The sequence below is a fragment of the Actinomyces sp. genome, assembly GCF_030530635.1.
Lineage (GTDB): Bacteria > Actinomycetota > Actinomycetes > Actinomycetales > Actinomycetaceae > Actinomyces.
In genome coordinates this window covers 1-24,047 of the sequence record NZ_JAUMUL010000056.1, presented here as the reverse complement: position 1 = coordinate 24,047, position 24,047 = coordinate 1, and the positions used below count along the sequence as shown (strand labels likewise).

The following is a 24,047-nucleotide window of genomic DNA, read 5'->3' as shown; positions in this document are numbered from 1 at the left end:
CGCGCTGGCCGAGGCCCTCAACTCTCTCTATAAGGCGGAGCTGATCCTTGGGCCGCCACTACCTCGACGACCACGGGCCCTGGCAGGGCATCGACGACGCCCGTGTTCGTCACCGCCGAGTGGGTGCAACTGGTCGGGCACCGTCCGCCACCAAGCCACCACCCACACCGCCAGCATCGACCACTGGCTCAAACGACTTACGTAACAGCCCTAGGGCGGGCCACCCGGATCTGTTCAAGGACGGGGATCATCATGGGGCGGTCCGTGACCTGTCCGGCGGTCAGTACCCCGGCCAGCATGCCGTATGTGGCGATGTGGACCATGGTCGACCAGCCATCCCGGCAGACCCCCAGGGCGCGGTCTTCGAGTTCCCCTCCACCTGCTGGGGGCTGTCCCTTTGCGGGTCCCGGCCGCATGCACATGGCAGGCCGCGACCGTCCGCAGGGCAGGGCGGTGCGAGCGCGGAAGACCTGAAGCCAGCGTGGCCCGCGAAGGCATGCGAAATGTCCCACCGACCTCCAGATAATGACGAAGTGTCTATAAAATCGCAGGAATTAAATGGCTACCCTTTTGGTTATGGGCAGCGACCACGGGGGAGCGGCACTCGCCGACCCCCCGAGTTCACGCACGCAAACGGCGGTTCACCGCCCCGATCACGAGGTTCATTAAAGCTCATGCATGACTCGATCGCACCCGACCAGACCTCCCCGGCCACCCCGCGCACGGGCTCCGACATCGTTACCTCCCCCACGGCCCGCCGAGCCCTAGCGAGCTCTCGCATCATCGTCGGAGCCTACTTCCTGTGGGCTTTTTTTGATAAGCTCTTCGGTTTGGGTTACGTGGTCCCTCCTGAGGGGGCATGGATCCGAGGTGGCACCCCTGCCCAGGGCTTCATCAACCACATCGAGGGGCCTTTCGCTGGTGTCTTCTCAGTCTTCGCCAACACCGGCGGTGACGTGTTGTTCATGGCGGCACTTCTCGGCATCGGCACCGCGCTGCTCCTGGGAGTCGGACTGCGAATCGCAGCGGTGAGTGGCACGCTCCTCATGCTCATGCTCTACCTGGCCGAATTCCCTCTCATCAACGGAGGCACCAACCCGATCATCGATGACCATTGGCTGTTCGCCGCCATCATGATCACCTCAGCCCTTACTCTTGCGGGCGACACCTGGGGGCTGGGCCGCCGCTGGGCGGCGAAGGTAGGCGACGGATGGCTGCGATGAAAGACAAGGTTCGGCCAGCCCCCGCATCCACTGGACCTGCATCAGGTTCAGCTTCGCCTTCCGACCCGGTGCTCATTTATGACCAGGACTGCTCGATATGCACCGCCTTCGTGCGCCAGTTGGGCAAGCGCCTCCGCCCCTCGTCCGGACTGCAACTGACTGCTGCTTCTGATTGGGACGGCCCCGGGGCCGCATGGACGAGGCACTCAGTGGTCTTCTACGACCCGCGCGAGGACGCCTTCCATGTGGAGGAGCAGGCAATCGGAAGGGCACTCATGAACGCCGGACCCATGCTTGGAGGACTCGGCAACATCATTATTCACCGGCCTCTCAAGCTCTTGGCCAAGGCCGTATACCGCACGATCGCCCGCAACCGGCACAGTCTCGGCTGCCAGGGCATGTGCGCTGTCCCCCAACAGCCAGACCGCTCCTTCACACGCGGTATCCGGTCGGCTGTTGGCGAACTCTCTGTGCCGGGGGCGGAATAATGACCTCGGTGACGGCGGCGAGCAGCTGCGCATGGTGTGATCAAGCCATGAACACGACTAGCCCCGCCGTCACCGAGTCGATGACCACCACGCCCGTGTTGGGCTCCCCCACTCCGACTTCCCACACCGAGCGGCCCTTGACCACCGCCGACCGTTGCGACGCCTGCGGCGCGCAGGCGTACCTACGCGTGGTGCTCGCCTCCGGCGAGTTGCTGTTCTGCGCCCACCACGGCCGCGCCCACCGGGGCGCCCTTGAGCAGCAGTCCCTGTTCATCCAGGACGAATCGGCACAACTGAGCAGCCCGGACGCCAACTAGCCGTAAGCCTCACTCATGCTTGATCCACGCCCTCTGGCCGACTCGGCCAGAGGGCGTGGTAGTGGTGCACCGGGCCGTGCCCGTGACCGACCGCGAGTGCATCGGCGTGCGCCAGAGCCCCGGCCAGGTAGGCCTTGGCGTCTTGCGCCGCCGCCAACCAACTCTTCCGCTGCGGGCGCAGCGCCGCAATCGCCGAGGACAGCGTGCAGCCGGTGCCGTGCGTGTTGTCAGTGTTCACCCGGCGACCGGGCAGCAGCACCGTGCCGTCGGCGTCTGCGTACACGTCGGTGGCCTGCCCCACCAGGTGCCCGCCCTTGAGCAGCACCCGACGCGCCCCGGCATCCAGGAGCAGTTCGGCCTGGCGGCGCATCTCGCCGGTGTCCGTCGCCGGGGCTCGGTCCAGCAGGGCAGCGGCCTCGCCCAGGTTCGGGGTGATCAGATCCGCCCGGGTGCTTAGGCGCCCGACGGCGTCGATGGCCGCGGCGTCGAGCAGCCGATCCCCGGAGGTGGCCACCATCACCGGATCCAGGACCGTGTTGGCCAGTCGCGGCAGGTACTCCCCCACCGCCTCGGCCAGCTCGGCGGTGGCGAGCATGCCGATCTTGGTGGCGTCCGGGCGGATGTCCGCCAGCAGGGTGTCCAGTTGCAGGCGCACGAAGTCCACCGGTGCCGGGTGCACGCCGGTCACGCCGCGGGTGGACTGGGCGGTCAGTGCCGTGACCACGCTCATGCCGTAGGCGCCCAGCGCGCCCATGGTCTTAAGGTCCGCCTGGATACCGGCTCCGCCGGAGGGGTCGGATCCGGCGATGCTCAGCACCTTGGGTATCGGTGTGTTCATCGCGCGTCCTCCCAGGCCCGGCGCAGCGCACGGGCGGCCGCCCGCGGATCGTCCGCCAGGCAGATGGCGGAGACGACGGCGGCCCCGGCCAGTCCCCCGGCGCGCAGGGCGGGCAGGTCGGTGGCGGTGATGCCGCCGATGGCCACGCCTGGCAGCGCAATGTCCGCCACCAGGCGGCTGACGCCGTCGGTGCCGATGCCTGTGGGTGCGTCGGCCTTGGTGGCGGTGGCCCGGACCGCCCCGATACCCACGTGGTCGCAGGCGCCCTCCGCCTGCGCCGTAGCCAACTCATCGGGGGTGGCGGCGGACAGGCCCAGGTAGGCGTCGTCGCCGATGAGTTCACGCACCACGGCGGCGGGCAGGTCGCGCTGGCCCACGTGCACCCCCGCCACCCGCGCGCCCAGGCGCCTGGCCGCGAGGAACACGTCAACCCGGTCGTTGACGATCACCGGCACCTGGCGGCCTACGGCGTCGGCGAGGTCGAGAACCTGGGCGAGGAAGTCGGCACCGGCGGCTTGCTTGGCGCGCACCTGCACACAGGTGACACCACCGGCGACGGCGGCCCGGACCGTGTCGGTGACGGTGCGGCCGCGCGAGCGGCACTGGTCGGCGTCGGTGACCAGATAGACCCGCAGGTCGGGTGCCGGCCTCATGAGACCTGAATCCTGGCGACATCGTCACCGTCCAGCGAGTAGAGGGCGTCAAGCAGGGCGATCTGGAAGGAGCCGGGGCCCACGGCGGTTTCAGCGGCGATCTCGGCGGCCGCGCTGTAGGCGGCGTGGCACGCCGTGGTCGCCCCGAAGGCGTCAATGCCTGCGGTGCGCCCGGCGGCGATGAATCCGGCCACCAGTGCCCCCAGGGCGCAGCCGCCCCCGGTCACGCGGGTCAGCAGCGCCGAGCCGCCACCCACTCGGGCCACGCGTATGCCGTCGACGATGGCGTCCACCGGTCCGGAGACGGCGACGACGGCGCCGGTGCGCTCCGACACAGACCGGGCGGCGTCCAGGGCGGCCTCCACGGCGGCGGCGGTATCCACGCCCCGGCCCCCCGTACCGGAGCCTGCCAGGGCGATGATCTCCGAGGCGTTGCCGCGGATCACGGTGGGTCCTTGATCCAGGAGCCGGTGAGCGAGGGCAGTGCGATGCACCAGGGCTCCGACCGCAACCGGATCCAGCACCCAGGGCACGCCGGCCGCCCTGGCGGCAGTGGCGGCCTCCACGGCGGCGGCGCGCTGCTCGGGCTGGGGCGTGCCCAGGTTGATCAGCAGGGCGCAGGCGCCGGCGGCGAAGGGCCCGGCCTCCCCGGTGACATCCACCATGGCGGGTGCGGCCCCGGCCGCCAGCAGTACGTTGGCGGTGAAGTTCGTGACCACCGCGTTGGTTATGCAGGCCACTAACGGTCCGGTGGCGCGCAGGGCCTCCAGCACGCCCGCAGGATCTGGAATCGAGTCCGGATTCGCCGGGTGCTCGTGCGGATGGGTGTTGACGGACGCGTGCTGCGGCATGCGACATCCCTTCGTCAGCATTATCTGGACAGGTTCAACGGGTCTTCTCTCAGCCTGGCGGCACCCCGTGTCGTGAGCACCACGATAGCAAGCAGACGGCCGCCCCGGAACCGGTGAGTTCCAGGGCGGCCGGGCCGTGCACGGATGAAGCGGGCCGGCGTCGTCTCAGTCGTCCAGGTAGTCGCGCAGCACCTGGGAGCGGCTGGGGTGACGCAGCTTGCTCATGGTCTTGGACTCTATCTGCCTTATACGTTCGCGGGTCACCCCGTAGACCTTGCCGATCTCGTCCAGCGTCTTGGGCTGGCCGTCGGTCAGGCCGAAACGCATGGAGACCACACCTGCCTCCCGCTCGGACAGGGTGTCCAGCACCGCGTGCAGCTGCTCCTGCAGCAGGGTGAAGGACACGGCGTCGGCGGGGACGACCGCCTCCGAGTCCTCAATGAGGTCGCCGAATTCGCTGTCGCCGTCCTCGCCGAGCGGAGTGTGCAGGGAGATGGGCTCACGCCCGTACTTCTGCACCTCGACGACCTTCTCCGGCGTCATGTCCAGCTCGACGGCGAGCTCCTCCGGGGTGGGTTCGCGGCCCAGGTCCTGCAGCATCTGCCGCTGGACGCGGGCGAGCTTGTTGATGACCTCGACCATGTGGACGGGGATGCGGATGGTGCGCGCCTGGTCCGCCATGGCACGGGTGATCGCCTGCCGGATCCACCAGGTGGCGTAGGTGGAGAACTTGTAACCCTTGGTGTAGTCGAACTTCTCCACCGCGCGGATAAGACCCAGGTTGCCCTCCTGGATCAGGTCCAGGAAGAGCATTCCGCGGCCGGTGTAGCGCTTGGCCAGAGACACGACCAGACGCAGGTTGGCCTCCAGCAGGTGGTTCTTGGCGCGCTGGCCGTCCTGAGCCACCCAGTGCAACTCGCGCCGGTACTTGGCCTCCATGTCGTTGCCCTCGGTGGCCAGCAGATGCTCGGCGTACAGGCCCGCCTCAATGCGCTTGGCGAGTTCGACCTCCTGGGCGGCATTGAGGAGCGCGACCTTGCCGATCTGCTTGAGGTAGTCCTTGACCGGGTCCGCGGTGGCACCCGCGGTGACCACCTTCTGGGCGGGCTCATCACCCTCGTCGGAGTCGGATACGGTGAAGGAGCCGTCCTTGTTCTTGTCTCCCTTGGACTTCTTGGCCTTCTTGCCCGCGGCCTTCTCCGCCTCCTTCCGGCGGATGCGCTCCAACTCGCCGGTCAGCGCGGCGATGGAGGGGTTCATCTTGATGCCCTTGATGATCCAGCCACGAAAGATGAACCCGTTGTAGGTGAGGAACTCGCGGGCGACGACCGGTTCCTCCTCACCGGGGATGATGAAGCGGGGCACGGGGCCGTGCCCGTAGGGGGCCAGGGTGATGGGCTCATCCAGGGTGCCGTCACCGGAGACCTCCAGGCCCTCGACCACGGTGCGGCTGCGTACGAACAGGGTGGCGCCGGGGGCGAGCCGCACGTTCTTCAGCGCGGCAGGAGTATTGAAGGGGCGGCGCTTGGTGCCGTCGCCGTTCTCCTCCAAGGACACATCCAGGTAATAGTCGCGCAGCTCGGGGGCGGGGGCCTGTGTCTGCTCCTCCTGAGCCTCGGCGTCCTCGGCATCGGCCTCGTCCTGCGCGTCATCGTCCGCGGCGTCGTCATCGTCCGCGGCGAAATCGGCTTCGATGTCGTCCGCCTCGAGGTCGGTGTCCTGCGCGACCTCACGGGGCTCGTCGATGTCGTCAGCGAATTCGGTACGCTCCCGCATGTCGGTGGGAGTAGGAGCGACTGTGGAAGTAGCCACGGATTTCCTTTCGCGGAGCAGACGGTTCGGCTGAAGCAGGCGCATGGAGCCGGTGCAAGTCTACGCGAAGCCCAGGTGGGCCCTCCTGTGCGCTCAGCGCACCGGCGAAGACTTCGTTCCCGACTCGGCGACCACTACCAGCGGGAGGAGCAACGATGCGGACGCCCCGTCTATTCCCGCAGCGATCATCTAGCCTGGGCGCATGACCGATGTTGACGCCCTGCTGCCGCTCGTGCGCGGCGTCGTCGATGCCCGCCTGGAACGGGTGCTGGCGCGGATGGGTGCGCAGTGGCACGACCGGACTCCGCAGACGGACGCCCTGCTCGACGCCGCCGCCGAACTGCTGTCCGGAGGCAAACGCATGCGTGCCGCATTGGGTGCAGTGGGCTTGACACTGCCCGCCGCCGATGCCCGCACCGACGTACTGGGCGGCCCGACGGCGGCCAGGCTGGGTGCCGCCCTGGAGCTGTATCAGGCGAGCGCGCTGGTGCACGACGATGTCATCGACGCCGCCGACACCCGCCGGGGCCGACCGTCCGCGCACCGCCGTTTCTCCGCCCACCACCGGCAGGCCGGCTGGCACGGCTCGTCGGAGGACTACGGCATGAGCGCGGCGATCCTACTGGGTGATCTGCTGCTGTCGGCGGCATCCGCGGAGATGGGTGCCGCAGTCCGCCACATCGACGCCGAGGCCGCCCGCACCGCCCGGGACGCCTTCGACGCAATGACGGCGGAAGTGGCCTTCGGTCAGTTCCTTGATGTGCACCGGGAGGTGTTGCCTCTGCCCCCTCCCACAGACCTGCCCGTGGAGGCGGGCGCCGCCATGCGCGCGGCGGCGCTGGAGGTGGTGCGTCACAAGTCCGCCCGCTATTCGGTCATGTATCCGCTGCTGATCGGTGCTCTGCTGGCAGGCGCGGCCCCGCACGGCGCCATGTTCGCCGCCCTGCGGGTGTTCGGTGAGGAGATCGGCGTCGCCTTCCAGCTGCGCGACGATGTGCTGGGGGTCTTCGGGGACCCGACGCTGACGGGCAAACCCGCAGGCGACGACCTGCGTGAGGGCAAACGCACGGTGCTGGTGGCACTCGCCTGGCAGCGCTGCGACGATGCCGGCCGGATCCTGCTGACCCGTGTGTTGACGGGCTCCGGAGGTGGCACCGTGACAGACGCCGACGTCGAACGGGCCGCCGGGGTCATCCGCGACTGCGGCGCCCTGGCCGCCCTTGAGGAGGAGATCGCCGCGCACGCCGCCACCGGCCTGGACGCTTTGGCTACGAGCCCCAACTCATTGGATGCCTCCGCACTCGATATGCTGCACGGCCTGACCGAGGTGCTGACGGCCCGCCAGTACTGATCCCGAACACGGCTTCGGCACCGACCGGGGACGCGATGCCGGGCGCCGTTACGCACCACCTGCGCGCGGGCCCGTACACTCGGCACCGTGACCAAGGATCCCCTCATCGGCCGGCTGGTCGACGCTCGTTACGAGATCGTCGACCGCGTCGCCCGTGGGGGCATGGCGACCGTGTACCGGGCGCGAGACCGCCGTCTGGACCGCATGGTGGCGCTCAAGCTCATGCACCCGCACCTGGCGGAGTCTCCCGACTTCGTGGCCCGCTTCCGTCGCGAGGCCCGAGCCGCGGCGAGACTGTCCAACCCGGGGGTCGTGGCGGTGTACGACCAGGGCGGCCTGGACGGCGTCGCCTACCTGGTGATGGAGCTGGTCGAGGGCCCCAACCTGCGGGACCTCATAACCGCCGGACCGTTGACGGTACGTGAGGCGCTCGGGCTGACCGCGCAGGTGCTGCGTCCTCTCGGCGCCGCCCACCGGGCCGGCTTGGTCCATCGAGATATCAAGCCTGAGAATGTGCTGCTGCCCGCCGACGGCTCGGTGGCGAAGGTGGCCGACTTCGGGCTGGCCCGCGCCGTCACCGAGGTCGCCCAGACGACCACCGGGAACATACTGGGCACGGTCGCCTATCTGGCCCCGGAGCTGATCACCGCGGGCGCCTCCACCCCATGCGCGGACGTCTACTCGGTCGGCGTGATCCTGTACGAACTACTCACCGGAGTGCAGCCGTTCGCGGCGGACACACCCATCCAGATCGCCTTCCGCAATGTTCACGAGGACATCCCCTCCCCCTCCTACCGGCTGCCGGACCTGTCGGAACGGGTCGACGAGCTGGTGGCGGCAATGACGCGCCGTGATCCCGGATCGCGGCTGGCCGATGCAGACGCAGCCCTGTCGCGGCTGCGGGCGGTCGTGTCCTCACTGACGGACGCCGAACTGTCTGTCAAGCGCGGGGGCGCCACCGGTTCGGTACGCACCCAGGAGGTGTTGGCGGCCAACGCGGAGGCGGCCCGCACCGCCATGACATCCACGGACGGACAGGACGACGCTCCCGGTGCCGCTCAGACGCCCGCCGACGTCGCCACACCTGACGCGGGGCTGCGCACGGTCTCTCTGCCCATAGGTTCCATCGCCCCTGACGAGGCCGCCCGGGCCCATGACGGCACCACACGCGCTCTGCGGCGGGCAGAGCCGTCCCGCGAGGAAGACGCTCGTGCCACGCAGCCGGTCTCCCGACTCCCGGTGCGGCGTCCGCGCCGTCGGGCGCTGGTTGCAGCCGGAGTGCTGCTCGCAGTGGGCGGTGGGGGCGCCTGGTACTTCCTGTCCGGGCCGGGACGCACCGTGCCGGTGCCGCAAATCGTCGGAATGACGGCCGCCGACGCGCAGGCGCAGATCGAGGCGGCGGGGCTGGTGTGGGGCGCCCCCACCCGCGTCTATTCGGACACCGTGCCCGCAGACTCGGTGATCTCGTGCTCACCGGGAGCCGAAGCCCGGCTGCGCCCGGGCGAGGCCGTCACGCCGGTGATCTCCCGCGGTATTGAGCAGAAGAAGGTGCCCGATGTCGTGGGCTCCAGCGAGCAGGCCGCCGCCACTGCCATCACCGATGCGGGACTGTCGCTGGGCGCCGTAACGAAGACCTACTCCGACTCCGTCGCCTCCGGCATGGTGATCTCCTCCGATCCGCGGGCGGGCACAACGGTGAATCACTCCTCGGCGGTGGCGATCGTGGTGTCGTTGGGGCGTCAGCCCGCGACCATCCCGGATGTGACTGGCATGAGTGTGGCGGATGCGACCACCGCCTTGGAGGCGGCCGGTCTCACGCTCGGCACGCAGTCGGAGGCCTACTCGGACACAGTCGCCTCTGGACTGGTCATCTCCTCGTCTCCCGCCTCGGGCGCGCGGGGATACCACCGCGGCGACACGGTAGATGTGACCGTGTCCAAGGGGCCGGAGATGGTGAACGTACCCGATGTCACCGGAATGAGCCCGGAGGAGGCCAGCGCTGCTCTGAAGGACGCCGGGCTGGAGGCTGAGGTGTCCCGGATCATGGGCGGCCTGTTCAACACCGTCCGTTCCACCGAACCTGCGGCTGGCACGAGCGTGCGCAAGGGCTCGAAGGTGACAATCAGCGTGATCTGAGGCCTGCTCCGCGCCCCGGGGACCGCCTCAACGGTCAGTTGCGGAGCAACTCGGCGACCTCGAATGCCATCTCCAGTGACTGCTGATGGTTCAGGCGCGGGTCCACCAGGGTCTCGTAACGGCGGGCCAGTCCCGCCTCGTCGATGTGCTCACCGCCACCGAGGACCTCGGTGACGTCATCACCGGTGAGTTCCACGTGAATGCCCGCCGGCACGGTATCCAGTGCCCGATGCACTTCGAAGAAGGCGCGTACCTCCTCCATGATCGTGTCGAAGCGGCGGGTCTTGTAGCCGTTGTCTGAGGTGATGGTGTTGCCGTGCATCGGATCGGTGATCCAGGTGACCGGCCGACCGTCAGCCCGGACGATCTCCACCATCTCGGGCAGCACATCCCGGATGCGGTCCGCGCCCATGCGGGTGATGAGACTGAGCCTGCCGGGGTCGCCCTCGGGATTGAGACGATCGAACAGGGCGAGGAGTTCGTCACGCGTCGTCGTGGGGCCGATCTTCACGCCAACCGGGTTGCGAACCCCCTCAAGCAGGGCCACATGGGCGTCATCGGCCCCACGGGTCCGTTCCCCCACCCACAGGAAGTGGGCCGAGGTGTCGTAAAGGCGGCCGGTGCGGGAGTCCTCACGCGTCATGGCGTCCTCGTACTCCAGCAGGAGCGCCTCGTGGGCGGCATAGAAGTCGACCTGCCGCAGGGCGTCGAAGTCCACGCCGGCGGCCTCCATGAAACGCATGGCGCGGTCGATCTCCTCGGCGAAGGACTCGAAGCGCTTGTAGGCGGGATTGGCGGTGAAGCCGCGGTTCCAGGAGTGGACCTCGCGCAGGTCCGCGTAGCCGCCCATGGTGAAGGAGCGGATTAGGTTCAGGGTCGTACCGGCACGCAGGTAGGCGTCGACCATGCGTCGCGGATCGGGCACACGCGCCTCGGGCGTGAAGGCGTGGTCATTGACCGAGTCCCCACGGTAAGACGGCAGGGTCACCCCGTCACGGGTTTCCGTATCGGAGCTACGCGGTTTGGCGTACTGGCCGGCCATACGCCCGATCTTGATCACCGGCGTGGAGGCGGCATAGGTCAGCACGGCCGCCATCTGCAGAATCGTCTGCAGCTTGAGCCGGATATTGATGGCCGTGTTGTCATGGAAGGACTCGGCACAGTCCCCTCCCATGAGCACGAAGGCACGCCCCTGGGAGGCCCACACCATCTTCTCGCGCAGTGAGTCGACCTCGCCCGCAAAAACCAGCGGGGGACGGGTGCGCAGGTCCGCAGCGGCATCTGCGAGCGCCTGCGGGTCCGGGTAGCGGGGCTGCTGCGCGGCGTAGTGGTGCCGCCAGCCGGCCGCACCGCCGGGAACCTGGAGCTCGTTCATCATGGCGCCAGCATAGGCGAGTGCGGCTGACGGGAGATCCGCGCGCCGAAAGGTGGGACGCAGTGCACCTCGCCGAGCGGCCAAGACCGGATCAAAGCCACCTGCGGGGCCGGGCAGGAAATGCTAAGGGGCCGGTCGGACGCGATCATTGGCGTCCGACCGGCCCCTTAGCCGGGGCGGCGCGACCCCGTGTGCTCAGGCCTCGCCGTCGGCGGGTGCGGCGGGCTCCAGGTTCTGACCGAACTCGGCCATCAGGTCGACGAACCACTGCTGGGTAATGTCGAAGGGCTTGCCGCCGGCGATGCGGTCGAAGGCGATGGCGCCGAGCCGGTCGCCGTTCTCCTCGTCCTGGCCGATAACGCCGGGCTCACCGCGCAGCGCGCAGTCCACGGCAAGGTCACACATCTGCTTGATCAGGGCCAGGTCCTCCTCATTGGCAGCGGAGGCGCGCGAGTAGTAGCCGGACTTCTGCACCATGACCTTCTCGGCGCCGATGAGCTCGGCGAACTGGCGGGCGAACCACTGGCCGGGGTTGATGGTGTCGAGCTTGACGTGGCCGAAGGGGTCGCGCTGGACCTCCTCGCCCTTGGCCTCCATCTCCGCGATGATCTCGGGTACGCCGGCGCCCTCGGACAGGAAGATGTTGACATTGCCCTGCTCATCCATGATGGCCTTGAGGCGCTCGGCCTCTGCGGCGATGTCAAGCTTGGCCTCGGGTACGAAGACGGCGTGCACGTCCCAACGCTCCTTGGTAAGGCCCAGGGAGGGGGCCCACTGCCGGTCCTTGAGCAGCTCGTGGTAACGGCGGGCGGTCTCGGCGGTGAGGTAGCCGCAGTTGCGGCCCATGCACTCGTGGACGATCAGCATGCGCGGGTTGGAGCGGTGCTCGCCAATGACATTGAGGGCGAATCCGGCGCCCTGCTCGGCGGCGGTCCAGGCGCCCAGCGACTGGCGGATGGGGATGACGTCGTTGTCGATGGTCTTGGGCAGGCCGACGACGGTGAGGTCATAGTCGTGCTCGTGCAGGTAGGCGGCCAGGTCGGCGGCGGTGGTGTTGGTGTCGTCGCCACCGATGGTGTGCAGCACGTCCACGCCGTCCTCGCGCAGCCGCTCGGCGGCGAAGGCGAGCGGGTCCACACCCTCCTCAACCAGGCCGCGCTCGACCAGGTTCTTGGCGTTGGTGAGCTTGACGCGGGAGTTGCCGATCGGGGAGCCGCCGTACTGGCGCAGCACGCCGGCGTTCTTACGGCCGTCGTCGTCGATGACGACGTAATTGCCGGTGAGCAGGCCGTGGTAGCCGTACTGGTAGGCGATGATCTCAACCTCGGGGGCGACCTCGGTGTAGCGCTCGATGAGGTCGCCGACAGCGGCGGACAGGCAGGGGGCGAAGCCGCCCGCAGTGAGGAGGGCGACGCGACGGATCGACATCGGTTACCTTTCGTAGATGGTGGGGCTTGTCACGACCATCCTACCGGCCCACCACCCCCGCGCACCCAGAACCCTCACCCCAACCCGGACACCCGCCGAGTTCGGTAGAACTTACGTGCCGAGTTCGGTAGAAGTGACGCGCCGGAACCTTCCAAGGACAGTCGAGCTGCCGCCTTGGCGACCCCACTCGGCGATCACACACGCGTTATCATGGATGCGTGACACAGCGCACCGAACGGGGCTGGATCCGCTTCCGTCGCCACGCGGCGAGGCTGAGCCAACGCGAGTTCGCGGACCGCACCGGTGTCAGCCAACCACTCCTTGCCGCCATCGAGTCCGGCGCGCGCCGTCCGTCCGCTGACACACGGGAGCGACTGCGAAAGGCGTTACAGGTGCGCCCCTCAGTTCTGCTGCGCGCTGCGCGCAAAGAGGTCATCGCGTTGGCCGGTTCGCATGGATGCGAGGTTATCGGCGCGTTCGGCTCCGTAGCCAGCGGCGAGGATCGCCCAGACTCGGACATCGACCTGCTGGTCCGTTTTCCACCAGATGCGGACATCCGGATACTGCTGGAACTTGAGGAGGAGTTGTCAGATCTACTGACGGTGCCCGTCGACGTGATCTCGGTCGGCAGCGACCCCGCCACGACGACCGGAGCTTCCCAAGAAGTCCGCATCCCCGATCTGCTAACCGCACTCGGGCTGTCATCGGGCTCGACGTACCGTCCGGATTCCATCCAACACTCAAGCCATCCACCGCGGATTCGTACCATGAGCGCGGGTTCGCCGAGTACCTCCGGCTTCTCCTCAAGCAACTCCAGATAATCAGCAGAGATGACGACCGCGGCGAGGCCGTCACACCCGTACAGGATCCCGGGCTGAGACGGCTCCGCCTCGACCAGCCGCCACCTCGCCGCACATGGGCGGGCGGGGGCGGTCAGAAGGTCATCGCATTGAAGCGCTCCACCTGTTCCTTGATGGCAACCTCGGTGGGCAGGCGCTCAATGGATGATGCCCCGTAGAACCCGACTACGCCTGTAGTGTGAGACAGGATGTACTGGGCGTCGGCGGGCTCGGCAATGGGACCACCGTGGCACAGGACGAGGATGTCCGGTTTCACCTTCTTCGCCGCGTCGTGCATCGCCTGGATCCGGTCGGCGCACTCGTCGAGTGTGAGCGCCGTAGAGGCACCGATCGTGCCCTTGGTCGTGAGCCCCATGTGCGGCACCAGAATGTCGGCTCCCGCCTCGGCCATGGCCGTGGCCTGCTCGATGTCGAAAACATACGGTGAGGTGACCAGGTCTCGCTCATGCGCCTGACAGATCATCTCCAGCTCAAGGTCGTACCCCATGCCGGTCTCCTCGAGCTTTTGGCGGAACACCCCGTCAATTAGGCCTACTGTTGGGAAGTTCTGGACTCCCGCGAACCCCACGGCCTTGACCTCGTCGAGGAACTTGCCCATGACGCGGAAGGGGTCAGTTCCGTTTACACCGGCCAGCACCGGCGTGCGCTTGACCACCGGCAGGACCTCGCGGGCCATCTCCATGACGATCTGGTTGGCGTCGCCATAGGCCATGAGACCTGACAGCGAGCCGCGCCCGGCCATGCGAAAACGGCCGGAGTTGTAGATGACGAGGAGGTCGATCCCTCCGGCCTCAGCGGATTTCGCTGAAATACCAGTGCCGGCGCCGCCGCCGACGATCGGGTGCCCGGCGTCGACCTTGGCACGAAGCGCAGTAAGTATCTCTGTTCGGTTCATTGTGTGGTACCTTTCTGGTTGGGCGCCTGATGGCGTCTGCTGATGGCTCTCGCCGACGGCATATCAGCCTTACGCGAGAGCCGTGGATTCAGGACTGATTGCGGCTACGCCTCAGTACTGCTCTGGATCATCGAATGCAGCAGCCGGGCTGCCTCCGTGCCGAAGCCGGGATCGTTGATATTGAGTTCGCGCTCGACCAGCTCGACCGTGGAATTCCTGAACTCGGCGCGTACGGCGTTGAAGAGGGCAGCGTCAGCCTCGGGATCCCAGAAGGGAGTCCCCTCCTTGTCGATTCCGGATACACCTTCCAACGGGAGCATTACGGCTGTGGGGCCGACGGCATCAGTGACCTTGCGACCTATGCGGTGGCCGAGCTCTGCGTTCTCGGCGGCGGTGGTGCGCATCAGTGTGACCGTGGGGTTGTGCACCACGAAGGTCCGATCTTCGAACCGGTGGGGCACGGACTCGCGCGCTCCGAAGTTAACCATGTCGAGGGCACCTACGGATACGACTTGCGGGATACCCCGCGCCCCCGCCGCCTCCAACCTGTGCGGTCCCGCGCTGAGTACGCCTCCCCCACCAGGTCATCGGCCAGTTCCGTAGTTGTCAGGTCCAAAACACCCGCAAGTACGCCGTCGTGCGCGAGCTTCTCCAGCGCTCTGCCGCCGGAACCAGTCGCGTGAAAGACAAGGGTCTCGTACCCAAGCTCGGTCAACATCTCGCGAGCCTCGTCGACGGCGGGCGTCGTCAGGCCGAACATGGACAACGCAACGATGGGCCTGACTGCTGCGCTTTTCGTGGCACGACGGCTCTCGTACTCCCGTGCCATGCCGGAGACCGCCGCGGCCGCATTGGCGAAGATCTGGCTGGAGACCGAGTTGATCCCGGCTACGTCGACGACGGAGTACATCATCGTGATGTCCGTCTCGCCGACATAGGCAGAGGTGTCACCGGAGGCCATCGTGGACACGAGCAGCTTAGGGAAGCCAATCGGCAGCGCTCGCATCGCCCGGGCGGCTACCGAGGATCCTCCGGATCCGCCTGCGGCGAATACTGCATCGATCGCTCCGGCGGCCGCCTTGGCCATGACGACCTCGGCCGCACCGCGGGCCATCACCTCCATCGTTCATCCACGGTCCTCGTGAGTCTTGAGTTCTTCGAGGTCCTCGCCGGCCGCGGCGGCGACTTCGGCCGCGGAGACGTCGACATTCGCAGTAGAGAAGGGGCCGACGTCGATGGCGAGTACCTTGACGCCGAGGGCCTCAATACGACTGCACACCCACGAGCACTCGGGGCCCTTGGTGTCAAAGGTTCCGATAAGGGCGACTACCGCCATGCCGTCCTCCTTGACAGCTTGTAACCTGGTGAACGTTGTGGTTATCAGGGTACGAGCACGCCCCGGTTGAAAAATAGTCCATTTTCCCGGAAGTGGTCCATGGGCGCCTGTCTGTGTGAGGCGCCAGGGGTGGGCCATGCCGGTGTCTTGTCCGAAGTGTCGTCACCAGTGAAGGAGTGATTAAGCCGGCGACTAGAATCGACGCGGCGCGGGTTGCCCGTCTTTTGGGAGAGTGGCGCCGTCCAGGAGTCCCCGGATACAACGCTCTGTCCGACGCCCTCGGCGAGCTGATCGACGGAGCGCAGGTCCCCGCGGCTACGGTGCTCCCAAGCCAACGGTCGCTTGCGGCCGCGCTCGGCATCTCACGGGGCACGGTCGTGCGTGCCTATGAACAGCTTCAGGAATCGGGGCGACTCTCCTCTCACCGGGGCTCCGGCTCGGTGATCAGGCGCAGCGGCAACTTCGGCGGCCTCGAAGGACGCATGGCCTCATTCTCCGGTCGTCCTCTCGACCTTGATCTCTCCTCCGGCGCGCTTCCGGGTTCGCCGTTGATCGGCGAAGTCATGGAGGACGTCGGTCGACTTCTTTCAAAGCGGTATTTGGACACCTGGGGTACTTTCCCGCCGGCGTTCCGAAGCTGCGGGAGATGATCGCACTCCGCTATACGCAGTCGGGGGTTCCGACCCGCGCTGAGCAGATCATCGTCACTGCGGGCGCGCAGCAGGCCGTGTGGCTCGTGGCCAAACTCTTCGCGGGGCCCGGCACGACAACCATCGTGGAGGACCCCACCTACCGCGGGACGTTGGAGGCGTTCGGTGCCGCGGGCGGACAGCTGCGAGGCATACCGATGAAGCGGCACGGCCCCGACCTGGAGGCTCCTGACGCCGCCTCTGCCAATGCCGATCTGCTGTACACGGCAACCGCCGTTCAGAACCCGACCGGGCCGCATTACACACGGCGCGTCCGCGCCACCATGTTCGAGATTGCACGCAAACACGGTCTCCTTGTCATCGATGACCACTCGCAGGCGGATCTGCCCTGGCACCGGAATGAACCGCTGACCGGAATGGAGGCTGTAGCGGACGCCGATGAGCTGCTGATTGTGGGCACGCTGTCGAAATTGTTCTGGGGCGGCATACGGGTGGGATGGATACGCGGCCCTGTGCCGGTGATCGCCCAGCTCACGAGTCTAAAGAGCGGCATGGATCTGGGAGACTCGGTCCCCGACCAGCTTGCCGCCACGCTCCTGCTCCCGCGTATTCCCGAGCAACTGCGACTTCGGCGAGCCGAACTGACCGACGCCTACAAGCAAGTCGTGCGCCCGCTCAGCGAGGTTTGTCCGCGCTGGCGATTCCAAGCACCCGCAGGAGGATCAGGCCTCTGGGTGGACACGGCTGATGATTCAATGCGTCTAATGCGGCGTGCAGAGCGACACAACGTACGTCTGGCACCGGGACCGCTTTTCTCGGTCTCCGGAGGGTGCAGGATGTTCATCAGGCTACCCGTGCTACGCGATCCGGATCGACTGCGGGAGGCGCTCAACCTTCTGACAAAGTCTGAGGAGACAAGCTGCTCCTAAACAATGCCGGGACCCACCCGACCCACGAGACGCGGATGCGTTGCTGGGCGCATGCCCGTGGCTCCGGCAACCAGGATCCCCGGCATGAGTCAACCTACTGTCCGGATTCGGCACGAACGGCGTTGACCGACCAAGAGCTACCCAAAGAAACCGCATGATTCCAACGTTCTTGAAAACGCAGACCGGCGCGCCATCTCCGTTCGTGCCTATACTGGACACTTTGTGCGCTACGCGGGACCCGAAGGCCGACGCATACGAGAACGACACCGACGCGCCGTCGTCGCCCCGTCAACGGTAGACGTCGCTGCGATGGTCAACGGCAACCACCACAACCCGGTGTGCATCGTCATCGATTCTGTAGATGATGCGGTAATCGCCCCGTCGGGCACTGTGGAGCCCGGCCAGCTCAAAGCGCAAAGGCTTGCCGACGCGATGGGGATTGTCTCGCAATGGTCCGTAAAGAAACTCGACGATGGCGGTGACGACCTTCTCCGGATGCGAGCCCAGGTCGCGCTTAGCGCTTGCCGCAAGTGCGATCGCGTAGGGCACGGACTCACCCCTCAAGGAAGTCGAGCAACTCGTCCTTGCTGAGCGTCTCCACCCGCTGAGCACCCAAATCATCCACTCCTGCACGGATCCGCTCGATCAGCGCGGGGCGGCTGAGGATGTCGAGCGTCTCCTCAAGTGACCCCAGGTCGTCTGGAGAGATGACGACTGCCGCAGGGCGCCCGTGCCGGGTGATCGTTACGCGGCTGTGCTCCCGCTCCACCTGGCCGACGACCTCGGACAGGTGGTTCTTCACATCGCGCAACGGCATGACAGCGTCGGCCGACATAGCAACAATTGTAGCCACAACACCGGCGCGTGCGCGACTCATCCGCTGCACGGATACTTGACGAACCTATACATACAGGGTTGCATGTAAACATGCGTCGCACCGCAGCCGAGGCCGCCGAGACCCGCCAAGCCATCATCCGCTCCGCGCTGCACCGCTTTGCATCGGACGGCTGGGAGGCCTGTTCTCTAGTTGAAGTGGCACGCGGAGCCGGCGTGACTCGCGGCGCCGTGTACCACCACTTCGCCGGCAAGCATGACCTGCTCAATGCCGTTTTGTCAGACCAGTGGCACTTGCAGGGCGAAGCCCTCTTCGCCGCATTCGACGCCTCCGCTGCACCAGAGGCGCGGCTAACGATGTTTCTGGAGGACTACTTGCGCCGACTCGGCGAGGATGCCGCCTTCCGTGAACTCGCCGTGGTCACCGTCCTCGTAGCGCCCCAAGCGCCGACGCTCAAGTCCGGAATGGGGCAGAAGACAGCGGCTCTCACGCAATGGTCAGAGGATCTCACTCGGCTCCTGGCCGAGTGCGAGCCGCGGCTGCGCGCTCCTATTGATATTGCCCGCTTCGCCATCACGGCCTTCCTGCACGGTGCCACACTCACCGCGGCTCTCACGCCCGGGGATCTACCGGGGCCAGCGGATTACAGGGCGACGGCGCATGCCGCCGTCGCGGGACTGATCGCCGCAGCATCGCACTGACACCAAAACAGGAGTCCAAATGCGACCATCGTCCACCCGCACCCCCACCGACCCGCGCATGGCCGTCACAGTGGCCTGCGTGGCCCTTTTCACCGACATGCTCGTCTACGGGATTCTCATCCCGGTACTCCCCCTGCTTCCCGCCGTGACCGAAGCCGGCCCCACGGCCACCGGCCTGCTCTTCGCCGCCTATGCGGCCGCACTGGTTATCATCACGCCAATCGCCGGTCGAGCCGTCGACAGGCGCGGTCCCCGCGGACCGTTGCTCGTCGCCCTTGTTGGCCTGGCATGCGCATGTGTGTTGTTCGTGGTCGGAAGCCCTTACTGGCTGCTTCTGACAGCCCGAGCGCTACAGGGAGCCGCCGCCGGGTTGAGCTGGGTGGCCGGACTGTCACTGATTGCCGCAACCGTTCCCCTTCAACGGCGCGGAACCTACCTGGGACTGGCGATGAGCATGGTATCGGTCGGAGTTCTGGCCGGCCCGCCCCTTGCGGGATGGCTCGCTCGGCTCGGTGGGCACGCCGCTCCGCTCCTCTTCGCGGCCGCGCTACTGTTGATCGACGGCGTACTGCGGATTGCCTTCATTCGCCCGATCCCGTCACCCGAAGACGACCCCGCCACCGCCATGGACGTGTTGCGCACACCGGGCTGCCGACCTGTAGCCGCCCTGATTCTCATAGGCGCTGCTGTTACGTCCTGCATTGAGCCGATTCTCCCCATGCAATTGGCCGATGTGCTCGGAGTCGGTCCCACCGGCATAGGCCTGCTGTTCGCCCTGCTTACGCTCGTCAGCGCCTGCCTGAATCCAGTGGTCGGTGCATGTCTGGCCCATGTGGCTCCAAGGACGCTGGCCTGCTCGGGCGTCGCTTCAGCAGCCGCAGGTCTATTGCTGGTTGGAGTCGGCTCAGACCTCCCGGTACTCATCGCCGGGCTCATCTGTCTGGGCGCAGCAATCGCACTTCTGGTGGCACCGGCGAGCACACTGATCAGCCTTCAGGGAGCCATGGCCACCCCTCCCGCCATCGGCGGCGCCTACTCCCTGTACAACCTGGCTTACGCTTCCGGCCTGATCTTGGGACCCACACTCAGTGGCACGTTCACCGAGCAGGTCGGCTTCACGCGGGCCTGCTCGGCAATGGCAGCCGCTCTCGTCCTCACCGTTCCCATATTCATCCGATTGCCGCGCGATCTAGCGGTCACACCAGAGTGAAAGTGTCCAAATTCGGGACAAACGCGGTCGGCGCACGTGACGGCGCCCGTTGAAACCGCATGGTTTCAACGGTCTCGAGCACCCACAGGGCCTGGGCGGGCTTGTTTGTCCCGAATCTTGACAGTTAGTACTACTTTCAGTCGTCTTTCAATCGTCCTCGGGGCGCAGGTCGGCCTCGGATGCATCGCCCTCCGCCGCCGTCTCCGCCGGTTCCTCATCCTTCGCATCATCGGGCTCCTCAGGCGGCTCGGGGACCTCGACGTCTGGGGCGGGGCGGCCGCCGGGGGCCTGGACCGGAGCTGCAGCCGGCCGCTTGGCAGCCAGCTCCTCCAGCATTTCGTCGACAACCTCCTCGGCTGTCTTCTTCTCCGTGTCCATCGTCTTCTTCACGTCGGCGGCGTACAGGTCCACGTACTCCTGTCCGGACAGAGACATCAGCGCATACATGATCTCGTCGGTGATGGAGCGCAGCACGAAACGGTCGTTCTCCAGGCCCTTGTAACGGGAGAAGTCCAGCGGCTCACCGATCACGATGCCCACCCGATGCCGGGTGGAGGGCACCACCTGGCCGATGGGCTGGGCCAGGTTGGAGCCGATCATCGCCACGGGGATCACCGGCGCCCCGGTGGCCAGGGCGACGCGCGCCACTCCGGTCTTGCCCCGGTACAGGCGCCCGTCGGGGCTACGCGTGCCCTCCGGATAGATACCGAACAGCTCTCCCGAGCGCAGCCGATCAATGCCGGCCTGCAGCGCGGCCATTGAGGCCTTGCCGCCGGAACGGTCCACCGGGATGGTGCCGACGGCGGTCATGAAGTTCTTAACCGCCCAGCCCTTGATGCCCTTGCCGGTGAAGTAGTCGGACTTGCCGATAAAGGCAACCTCACGGTCCACCAGCAGCGGCAGGAAGAAGGAGTCGATCACCGCCAGGTGGTTCGAGGCCAGGATGGCGGCGCCCTCAGCGGGGATGTTCTCCTCACCGCGGATCCAGGGCTGGTAGAGCATCTCCATGGCCGGACCGACGGCGGCCTTGATACCTCGGTAACCCAATGTGGGACCTCCTGTGCTGCGGCGGGCGGGAAGTCGCCGGGCCGTCCGGGTACGCCCGCCGGGCGTGTCCGCGGCTGGATCGGCTGCTCACGGCAGTCTAGCCTCGCAATGTGCCCTTAGAAGCGCTCTCGCCCCGTTCGTCCATGACCGGCGCCACCGGCTACTTAGACGACGGCTCCCCACCGGCGCGCACAACCCGCCACATTCAGCCATCTTTCGCGGATATGGGCACGCCCCTGAGCCAGGTGACCTTCGTCGTCGTCGATCTGGAGACCACTGGATCCGGCCCGGGCGCGCATGCCATCACCGAGATCGGTGCCGTTAAGGTATGCGGCGGTGTGGTGGATTCGGAATTCTCCACGCTCGTAAATCCGGGCGCCGCGATTCCCGCACAGATCACGCTCATGACCGGCATCACCAACGCGATGGTGGCCGACGCCCCTACGGTCGGGCAGGCACTGGCCGCCTTCCTGCAGTGGGCGCAGCTGCGAGGGCCGACGACGGTGGTGGTGGCCCACAACGCCAGCTTCGACCTCGGTCATCTGCGTGGAGCCGCCCACTGCTTGGGCCTGGACTGGCAGGAGCCCGAGGTGGTTGACACCCTGGCGCTCGCCCGACGGGCCTGGAGCCGAGCGGATGTGCCCAACCATAAGCTGGGCACACTGGCGGCCTTCGTGGGTTCCCCCACCTCTCCCACCCACCGGGCCCTGGATGATGCTCGAGCCACTGTGGACGTGCTGCACGCCGCCCTGGAGACCCTGGCCCCGCTCGGAGTCACCCACCTGGAGGACCTGGCCAGCGCCACCGACCCGGTCCCCTCTTCCCGCCGCCTCAAGAGCCGCCTGGCCGACGACCTGCCCGCCGCACCCGGCGTGTACCAGTTCGTTTCCGCCTCCGGGCAGGTGCTGTATGTGGGCAGCGCCGTGAATCTGCACCGGCGGGTGCGCTCCTACTTCACGGCTGCGGAGAAGCGCACCAAGGTGGCCCGGATGCTGGATACGACTGTGGCCGTGCGGGCGATTGAGACGCCCACCGAGTTGGAGGCGCGGGTGCGCGAGCTGCGACTGATAGCCGAGCTGGACCCGCCGGTCAACCGGCGTTCCCGCGCTCCGCAGCGCCGCCCCTGGCTGCATCTGGTCTCCACCCCGCACCCGCACCTGGCGCTGACCCGTGCGCTACCGCTGGAGGAGGCGGGCGGCGCCGTCGGTCCCTTCCCGTCTCGCAAGGCAGCCCTGGAGGCGCAGCGGGCCGCGGAGTCGGTGCTGCGCCTGGACGCCTGGGACGGACGCTTGGCCCGTGCGGTGCGCCGCTCCGACTCCCCCGCCGACGCCGCAACCGCCGCCCGTGCCCTGGCCGGTGAGATAGACCTGGTGGCCCTTCCGCTGCTGGAGCGGATCGGGGAGTTGTCCGCCGCGGAGCACTACGAGGAGGCGGGAACCTGGACCCGCAGGCTGCGCGCCCTGCTGCTGGGGGTCTGGCGGGCGGAGAAGGTCAGACCATTGCTGGTCTGTCCCCATCTGGTGGCGGCCCGACGGCGGGAGGGCGGCGGCTGGGAGCTGGTTGACGTGCGTTGGGGGCGCCTGGCCGGGTCGGCCCTCACCCCGCCCGGAGCCGACCCGCGCCCCACCATCGCCACTGTGCGCGCCACGGCGCAGGTGGTGGACCGGCCTGCGCGCGTGGGAGCGGACACGAGCGTGGAGGAGACGGCGCTGCTGGCCGACTGGGTGCTGGATAGCGGAGCACGGCTGGTTGAGGTTGCGGGGGTCGACGGCGATGCCACGGCTGCGACCGAAGGGAACAGGGTTTCACTGTCCTGGCCGATAGGGTCCGCTGTGAGGCACCGGCGTGTCATTGATGCCGAGGTCTGAACCGTTCGGCGGGGCGTGAGGCATCCGCCCCGGTGCCCGGCACATCGGTCGGTCTTCAGCCGGCGGGCGTGACCGAGCCGCGGCGGGCCCGCAGTGCCTTGGTCACACCCTCCTGCAGGCTCATCGGGTCAAGCGGCCGCGGCACCACGACCTCGGCCTTGGCCCAGGCGGCCAGCCAGTCGTCCTGGGGACGGGCGGTCAACAGCACCACCGGGGGCCGCCGGTCCAACTCGGTGAACAGCTCATGGGCCAACCCCATGCCGCCAAGTTTCTTGGTCTCGGCGTCCAGCACCAGGGCGGCGAAGGGGGCGACGCCGGCCTGGTCGCGGTCCTTGATAGCCAGGCGCACGCCTTCGGCGGTCGCGGCCTCGGTCCACGTGACCAGCGGCATGCCCTTGGCCGGGCGACGGCCCACGCCGTCGATCACCTGGCGGCGCACGGTGGCGTCATCGGAGAAGACGAGGAGGTCGAGGGTGGCGACTTCTGCCTGGTCGGTCATGCGGTCCTCCAGTGGACGACGGGGCTTTAGCGCTCAGTGTAATCGCGCCACCGGGGTGCGTCGCACTCTTCTGTGCCGACCAATCGCCGTCTACGATGAGTCATGTCTAGGACTTCAGTCTCACTCATGAGTCTGTCGCCCTGCAACCGTCAGCATTCATCAGCGACGTCTTCACCGACAACGCGCTACGCGCGAGGCAGGACCACCATGACCACAACCACCGACACCGCCGTCCCGAAGTACACCCTCCCCGGGCTCCCCTACGACTACGCCGCCCTGGAGCCGCACATCTCCGGGCGGATCATGGAACTCCACCACGACCGCCACCACGCCGCCTATGTGACCGGCGCCAATGCCGCCTTGGAGCAGCTGGCCGCCGCCCGCACCGACGGCGATTTCGCCGCCATCAACCTGTGGGAGAAGAACCTCGCCTTCAACCTGGGCGGACACATCAACCACTCGATCTTCTGGAAGAACCTGTCCCCCAGTGGGGGCGGCGAGCCCGCGGGCGAGTTGGCCGAGGCCATCAAGGATTCCTTCGGCTCCTTCGCCGCCCTCAAGCAGCAGCTGAACGCCGCCGCGCTGGGTATCCAGGGCTCCGGCTGGGCGGTGCTCGCCTACGATTCGGTCTCCGGCCGGCTGGTCACCTTCCAGCTGTTCGACCAGCAGGGGAACGTGCCCGTGGGAACGATCCCGCTGTTCCAGATCGACATGTGGGAGCACGCCTTCTACCTCGACTACCTCA

General features: G+C 67.3%; 24 protein-coding genes, 1 pseudogene and 1 riboswitch. Of the genes and pseudogenes, 12 read left to right on the top strand and 13 right to left on the bottom strand.

The window, feature by feature from the left end; translation table 11 throughout:
- Window positions 1-674 precede the first annotated feature (674 nt).
- The 3 genes from Q4A20_RS11820 (at window position 675) to Q4A20_RS11810 (ending at window position 2,028) form a co-directional block, all read left to right on the top strand.
- Window positions 675-1,223, top strand: a complete 549-nt coding sequence (locus Q4A20_RS11820; RefSeq protein ID WP_303123190.1) for a DoxX family protein — start codon at window positions 675-677, stop codon at window positions 1,221-1,223.
- A gap of 68 nt (window positions 1,224-1,291) precedes the next feature.
- Window positions 1,292-1,711: a DCC1-like thiol-disulfide oxidoreductase family protein gene (locus tag Q4A20_RS11815; protein WP_303123188.1), complete on the top strand. Its 420-nt coding sequence runs from the start codon at window positions 1,292-1,294 to the stop codon at window positions 1,709-1,711.
- A 47-nt stretch (window positions 1,712-1,758) separates the two neighbouring features.
- Complete coding sequence (locus tag Q4A20_RS11810; RefSeq protein WP_368502478.1) at window positions 1,759-2,028, top strand: hypothetical protein; 270 nt, start codon at window positions 1,759-1,761, stop codon at window positions 2,026-2,028.
- Between the two features lie 13 nt (window positions 2,029-2,041).
- Here the strand turns inward: Q4A20_RS11810 and thiD are convergent, their stop codons facing one another.
- The 4 genes from thiD to Q4A20_RS11790 form a co-directional block, all read right to left on the bottom strand.
- A complete protein-coding gene (gene thiD / locus Q4A20_RS11805; RefSeq protein ID WP_303123186.1) occupies window positions 2,042-2,866 on the bottom strand; it encodes a bifunctional hydroxymethylpyrimidine kinase/phosphomethylpyrimidine kinase in 825 nt (274 codons plus the stop codon).
- The gene (thiE, locus tag Q4A20_RS11800) at window positions 2,863-3,519 is read right to left on the bottom strand and encodes a thiamine phosphate synthase (protein ID WP_303123184.1); all 657 of its coding nucleotides are present in this window, start codon (window positions 3,517-3,519) and stop codon (window positions 2,863-2,865) included. The genes thiD and thiE overlap by 4 nt, the downstream gene beginning before the upstream one ends.
- Window positions 3,516-4,310 (bottom strand): hydroxyethylthiazole kinase, encoded by a 795-nt coding sequence (gene thiM / locus Q4A20_RS11795; protein ID WP_303123200.1) that lies wholly within the window; start codon window positions 4,308-4,310, stop codon window positions 3,516-3,518. The genes thiE and thiM overlap by 4 nt, the downstream gene beginning before the upstream one ends.
- A 49-nt stretch (window positions 4,311-4,359) precedes the next feature.
- Window positions 4,360-4,448: riboswitch (TPP riboswitch) on the bottom strand.
- 87 nt (window positions 4,449-4,535) lie between these two features.
- The gene (locus tag Q4A20_RS11790; protein ID WP_303123198.1) at window positions 4,536-6,146 is read right to left on the bottom strand and encodes an RNA polymerase sigma factor; all 1,611 of its coding nucleotides are present in this window, start codon (window positions 6,144-6,146) and stop codon (window positions 4,536-4,538) included.
- Between the two features lie 238 nt (window positions 6,147-6,384).
- Between Q4A20_RS11790 and Q4A20_RS11785 the strand changes: the two genes are divergently transcribed.
- Together Q4A20_RS11785 and pknB are read left to right on the top strand one after the other, a co-directional pair.
- Window positions 6,385-7,533: a polyprenyl synthetase family protein gene (locus Q4A20_RS11785; RefSeq protein ID WP_303123182.1), complete on the top strand. Its 1,149-nt coding sequence runs from the start codon at window positions 6,385-6,387 to the stop codon at window positions 7,531-7,533.
- 87 nt (window positions 7,534-7,620) lie between these two features.
- Window positions 7,621-9,669, top strand: coding sequence for a Stk1 family PASTA domain-containing Ser/Thr kinase (gene pknB / locus Q4A20_RS11780; RefSeq protein ID WP_303123180.1), 2,049 nt, complete (start codon window positions 7,621-7,623; stop codon window positions 9,667-9,669).
- A 34-nt stretch (window positions 9,670-9,703) separates the two neighbouring features.
- Here pknB and Q4A20_RS11775 read toward each other — a convergent pair whose 3' ends face one another.
- Window positions 9,704-11,044, bottom strand: a complete 1,341-nt coding sequence (locus Q4A20_RS11775) for a class II 3-deoxy-7-phosphoheptulonate synthase (protein WP_303123196.1) — start codon at window positions 11,042-11,044, stop codon at window positions 9,704-9,706.
- 195 nt (window positions 11,045-11,239) lie between these two features.
- On the bottom strand, window positions 11,240-12,472 hold the full coding sequence (locus tag Q4A20_RS11770; protein ID WP_303123178.1) for a pyrophosphate--fructose-6-phosphate 1-phosphotransferase: 1,233 nt from the start codon (window positions 12,470-12,472) through the stop codon (window positions 11,240-11,242).
- A gap of 218 nt (window positions 12,473-12,690) precedes the next feature.
- On the opposite strand from Q4A20_RS11770, the gene Q4A20_RS11765 reads away from it, so the two are divergent.
- Window positions 12,691-13,293 (top strand): nucleotidyltransferase domain-containing protein, encoded by a 603-nt coding sequence (locus Q4A20_RS11765; protein ID WP_303123176.1) that lies wholly within the window; start codon window positions 12,691-12,693, stop codon window positions 13,291-13,293.
- 112 nt (window positions 13,294-13,405) lie between these two features.
- Here the strand turns inward: Q4A20_RS11765 and Q4A20_RS11760 are convergent, their stop codons facing one another.
- The 3 genes and pseudogenes from Q4A20_RS11760 to Q4A20_RS11750 form a co-directional block, all read right to left on the bottom strand.
- Window positions 13,406-14,227, bottom strand: coding sequence for a phosphoenolpyruvate hydrolase family protein (locus Q4A20_RS11760; protein ID WP_303123174.1), 822 nt, complete (start codon window positions 14,225-14,227; stop codon window positions 13,406-13,408).
- Window positions 14,228-14,331: 104 nt separating this feature from the next.
- On the bottom strand, window positions 14,332-14,772 hold the full coding sequence (locus Q4A20_RS11755; RefSeq protein WP_303123173.1) for a Tm-1-like ATP-binding domain-containing protein: 441 nt from the start codon (window positions 14,770-14,772) through the stop codon (window positions 14,332-14,334).
- Window positions 14,727-15,563: pseudogene (locus Q4A20_RS11750) on the bottom strand (Tm-1-like ATP-binding domain-containing protein). The gene Q4A20_RS11755 and the pseudogene Q4A20_RS11750 overlap by 46 nt, the downstream one beginning before the upstream one ends.
- 176 nt (window positions 15,564-15,739) lie before the next feature.
- Here Q4A20_RS11750 and Q4A20_RS15145 point away from each other — a divergent pair.
- Together Q4A20_RS15145 and Q4A20_RS11745 are read left to right on the top strand one after the other, a co-directional pair.
- A complete protein-coding gene (locus tag Q4A20_RS15145; RefSeq protein ID WP_368502477.1) occupies window positions 15,740-16,213 on the top strand; it encodes a GntR family transcriptional regulator in 474 nt (157 codons plus the stop codon).
- A complete protein-coding gene (locus tag Q4A20_RS11745; protein WP_303123194.1) occupies window positions 16,171-17,142 on the top strand; it encodes a PLP-dependent aminotransferase family protein in 972 nt (323 codons plus the stop codon). The genes Q4A20_RS15145 and Q4A20_RS11745 overlap by 43 nt, the downstream gene beginning before the upstream one ends.
- A gap of 288 nt (window positions 17,143-17,430) precedes the next feature.
- On the opposite strand, the gene Q4A20_RS11740 is transcribed toward Q4A20_RS11745, so the two are convergent.
- Window positions 17,431-17,691 (bottom strand): type II toxin-antitoxin system RelE/ParE family toxin, encoded by a 261-nt coding sequence (locus Q4A20_RS11740; protein ID WP_303123171.1) that lies wholly within the window; start codon window positions 17,689-17,691, stop codon window positions 17,431-17,433.
- A 4-nt stretch (window positions 17,692-17,695) separates the two neighbouring features.
- Window positions 17,696-17,977, bottom strand: a complete 282-nt coding sequence (locus Q4A20_RS11735; RefSeq protein ID WP_303123169.1) for a type II toxin-antitoxin system Phd/YefM family antitoxin — start codon at window positions 17,975-17,977, stop codon at window positions 17,696-17,698.
- Window positions 17,978-18,069: 92 nt separating this feature from the next.
- Between Q4A20_RS11735 and Q4A20_RS11730 the strand changes: the two genes are divergently transcribed.
- Window positions 18,070-18,678: a TetR family transcriptional regulator gene (locus Q4A20_RS11730; RefSeq protein WP_303123168.1), complete on the top strand. Its 609-nt coding sequence runs from the start codon at window positions 18,070-18,072 to the stop codon at window positions 18,676-18,678.
- A gap of 19 nt (window positions 18,679-18,697) precedes the next feature.
- Window positions 18,698-19,888 carry an MFS transporter gene (locus Q4A20_RS11725; protein ID WP_303123166.1) on the top strand — a complete coding sequence of 397 codons (1,191 nt, stop codon included), beginning with the start codon at window positions 18,698-18,700 and terminating at the stop codon, window positions 19,886-19,888.
- 147 nt (window positions 19,889-20,035) lie between these two features.
- Here the strand turns inward: Q4A20_RS11725 and Q4A20_RS11720 are convergent, their stop codons facing one another.
- Complete coding sequence (locus Q4A20_RS11720) at window positions 20,036-20,935, bottom strand: 1-acyl-sn-glycerol-3-phosphate acyltransferase (RefSeq protein ID WP_303123164.1); 900 nt, start codon at window positions 20,933-20,935, stop codon at window positions 20,036-20,038.
- A 143-nt stretch (window positions 20,936-21,078) separates the two neighbouring features.
- On the opposite strand from Q4A20_RS11720, the gene Q4A20_RS11715 reads away from it, so the two are divergent.
- Window positions 21,079-22,803 carry a DEDD exonuclease domain-containing protein gene (locus Q4A20_RS11715; RefSeq protein WP_303123192.1) on the top strand — a complete coding sequence of 575 codons (1,725 nt, stop codon included), beginning with the start codon at window positions 21,079-21,081 and terminating at the stop codon, window positions 22,801-22,803.
- Between the two features lie 55 nt (window positions 22,804-22,858).
- On the opposite strand, the gene Q4A20_RS11710 is transcribed toward Q4A20_RS11715, so the two are convergent.
- Window positions 22,859-23,302 (bottom strand): hypothetical protein, encoded by a 444-nt coding sequence (locus Q4A20_RS11710; protein WP_303123162.1) that lies wholly within the window; start codon window positions 23,300-23,302, stop codon window positions 22,859-22,861.
- A 207-nt stretch (window positions 23,303-23,509) separates the two neighbouring features.
- On the opposite strand from Q4A20_RS11710, the gene Q4A20_RS11705 reads away from it, so the two are divergent.
- Window positions 23,510-24,047, top strand: a 538-nt coding sequence (locus Q4A20_RS11705; RefSeq protein ID WP_303123160.1) for a superoxide dismutase, incomplete at its 3' end; no start/stop codon positions are given.

Coding starts and splice junctions, on each gene's coding strand:
- Q4A20_RS11770 (WP_303123178.1), bottom strand. CDS start 12,472: ATGTCGATCCGTCGCGTCGCCCTCCTCACTGCGGGCGGCTTCGCCCCC.
- Q4A20_RS11735 (WP_303123169.1), bottom strand. CDS start 17,977: ATGTCGGCCGACGCTGTCATGCCGTTGCGCGATGTGAAGAACCACCTG.
- thiE (WP_303123184.1), bottom strand. CDS start 3,519: ATGAGGCCGGCACCCGACCTGCGGGTCTATCTGGTCACCGACGCCGAC.
- Q4A20_RS11790 (WP_303123198.1), bottom strand. CDS start 6,146: ATGCGGGAGCGTACCGAATTCGCTGACGACATCGACGAGCCCCGTGAG.
- Q4A20_RS11715 (WP_303123192.1), top strand. CDS start 21,079: ATGACCGGCGCCACCGGCTACTTAGACGACGGCTCCCCACCGGCGCGC.
- Q4A20_RS11810 (WP_368502478.1), top strand. CDS start 1,759: ATGAACACGACTAGCCCCGCCGTCACCGAGTCGATGACCACCACGCCC.
- thiD (WP_303123186.1), bottom strand. CDS start 2,866: ATGAACACACCGATACCCAAGGTGCTGAGCATCGCCGGATCCGACCCC.
- Q4A20_RS11785 (WP_303123182.1), top strand. CDS start 6,385: ATGACCGATGTTGACGCCCTGCTGCCGCTCGTGCGCGGCGTCGTCGAT.
- Q4A20_RS11820 (WP_303123190.1), top strand. CDS start 675: ATGCATGACTCGATCGCACCCGACCAGACCTCCCCGGCCACCCCGCGC.
- Q4A20_RS11710 (WP_303123162.1), bottom strand. CDS start 23,302: ATGACCGACCAGGCAGAAGTCGCCACCCTCGACCTCCTCGTCTTCTCC.
- Q4A20_RS11725 (WP_303123166.1), top strand. CDS start 18,698: ATGCGACCATCGTCCACCCGCACCCCCACCGACCCGCGCATGGCCGTC.
- Q4A20_RS11730 (WP_303123168.1), top strand. CDS start 18,070: ATGCGTCGCACCGCAGCCGAGGCCGCCGAGACCCGCCAAGCCATCATC.
- Q4A20_RS11775 (WP_303123196.1), bottom strand. CDS start 11,044: ATGAACGAGCTCCAGGTTCCCGGCGGTGCGGCCGGCTGGCGGCACCAC.
- Q4A20_RS11760 (WP_303123174.1), bottom strand. CDS start 14,227: ATGAACCGAACAGAGATACTTACTGCGCTTCGTGCCAAGGTCGACGCC.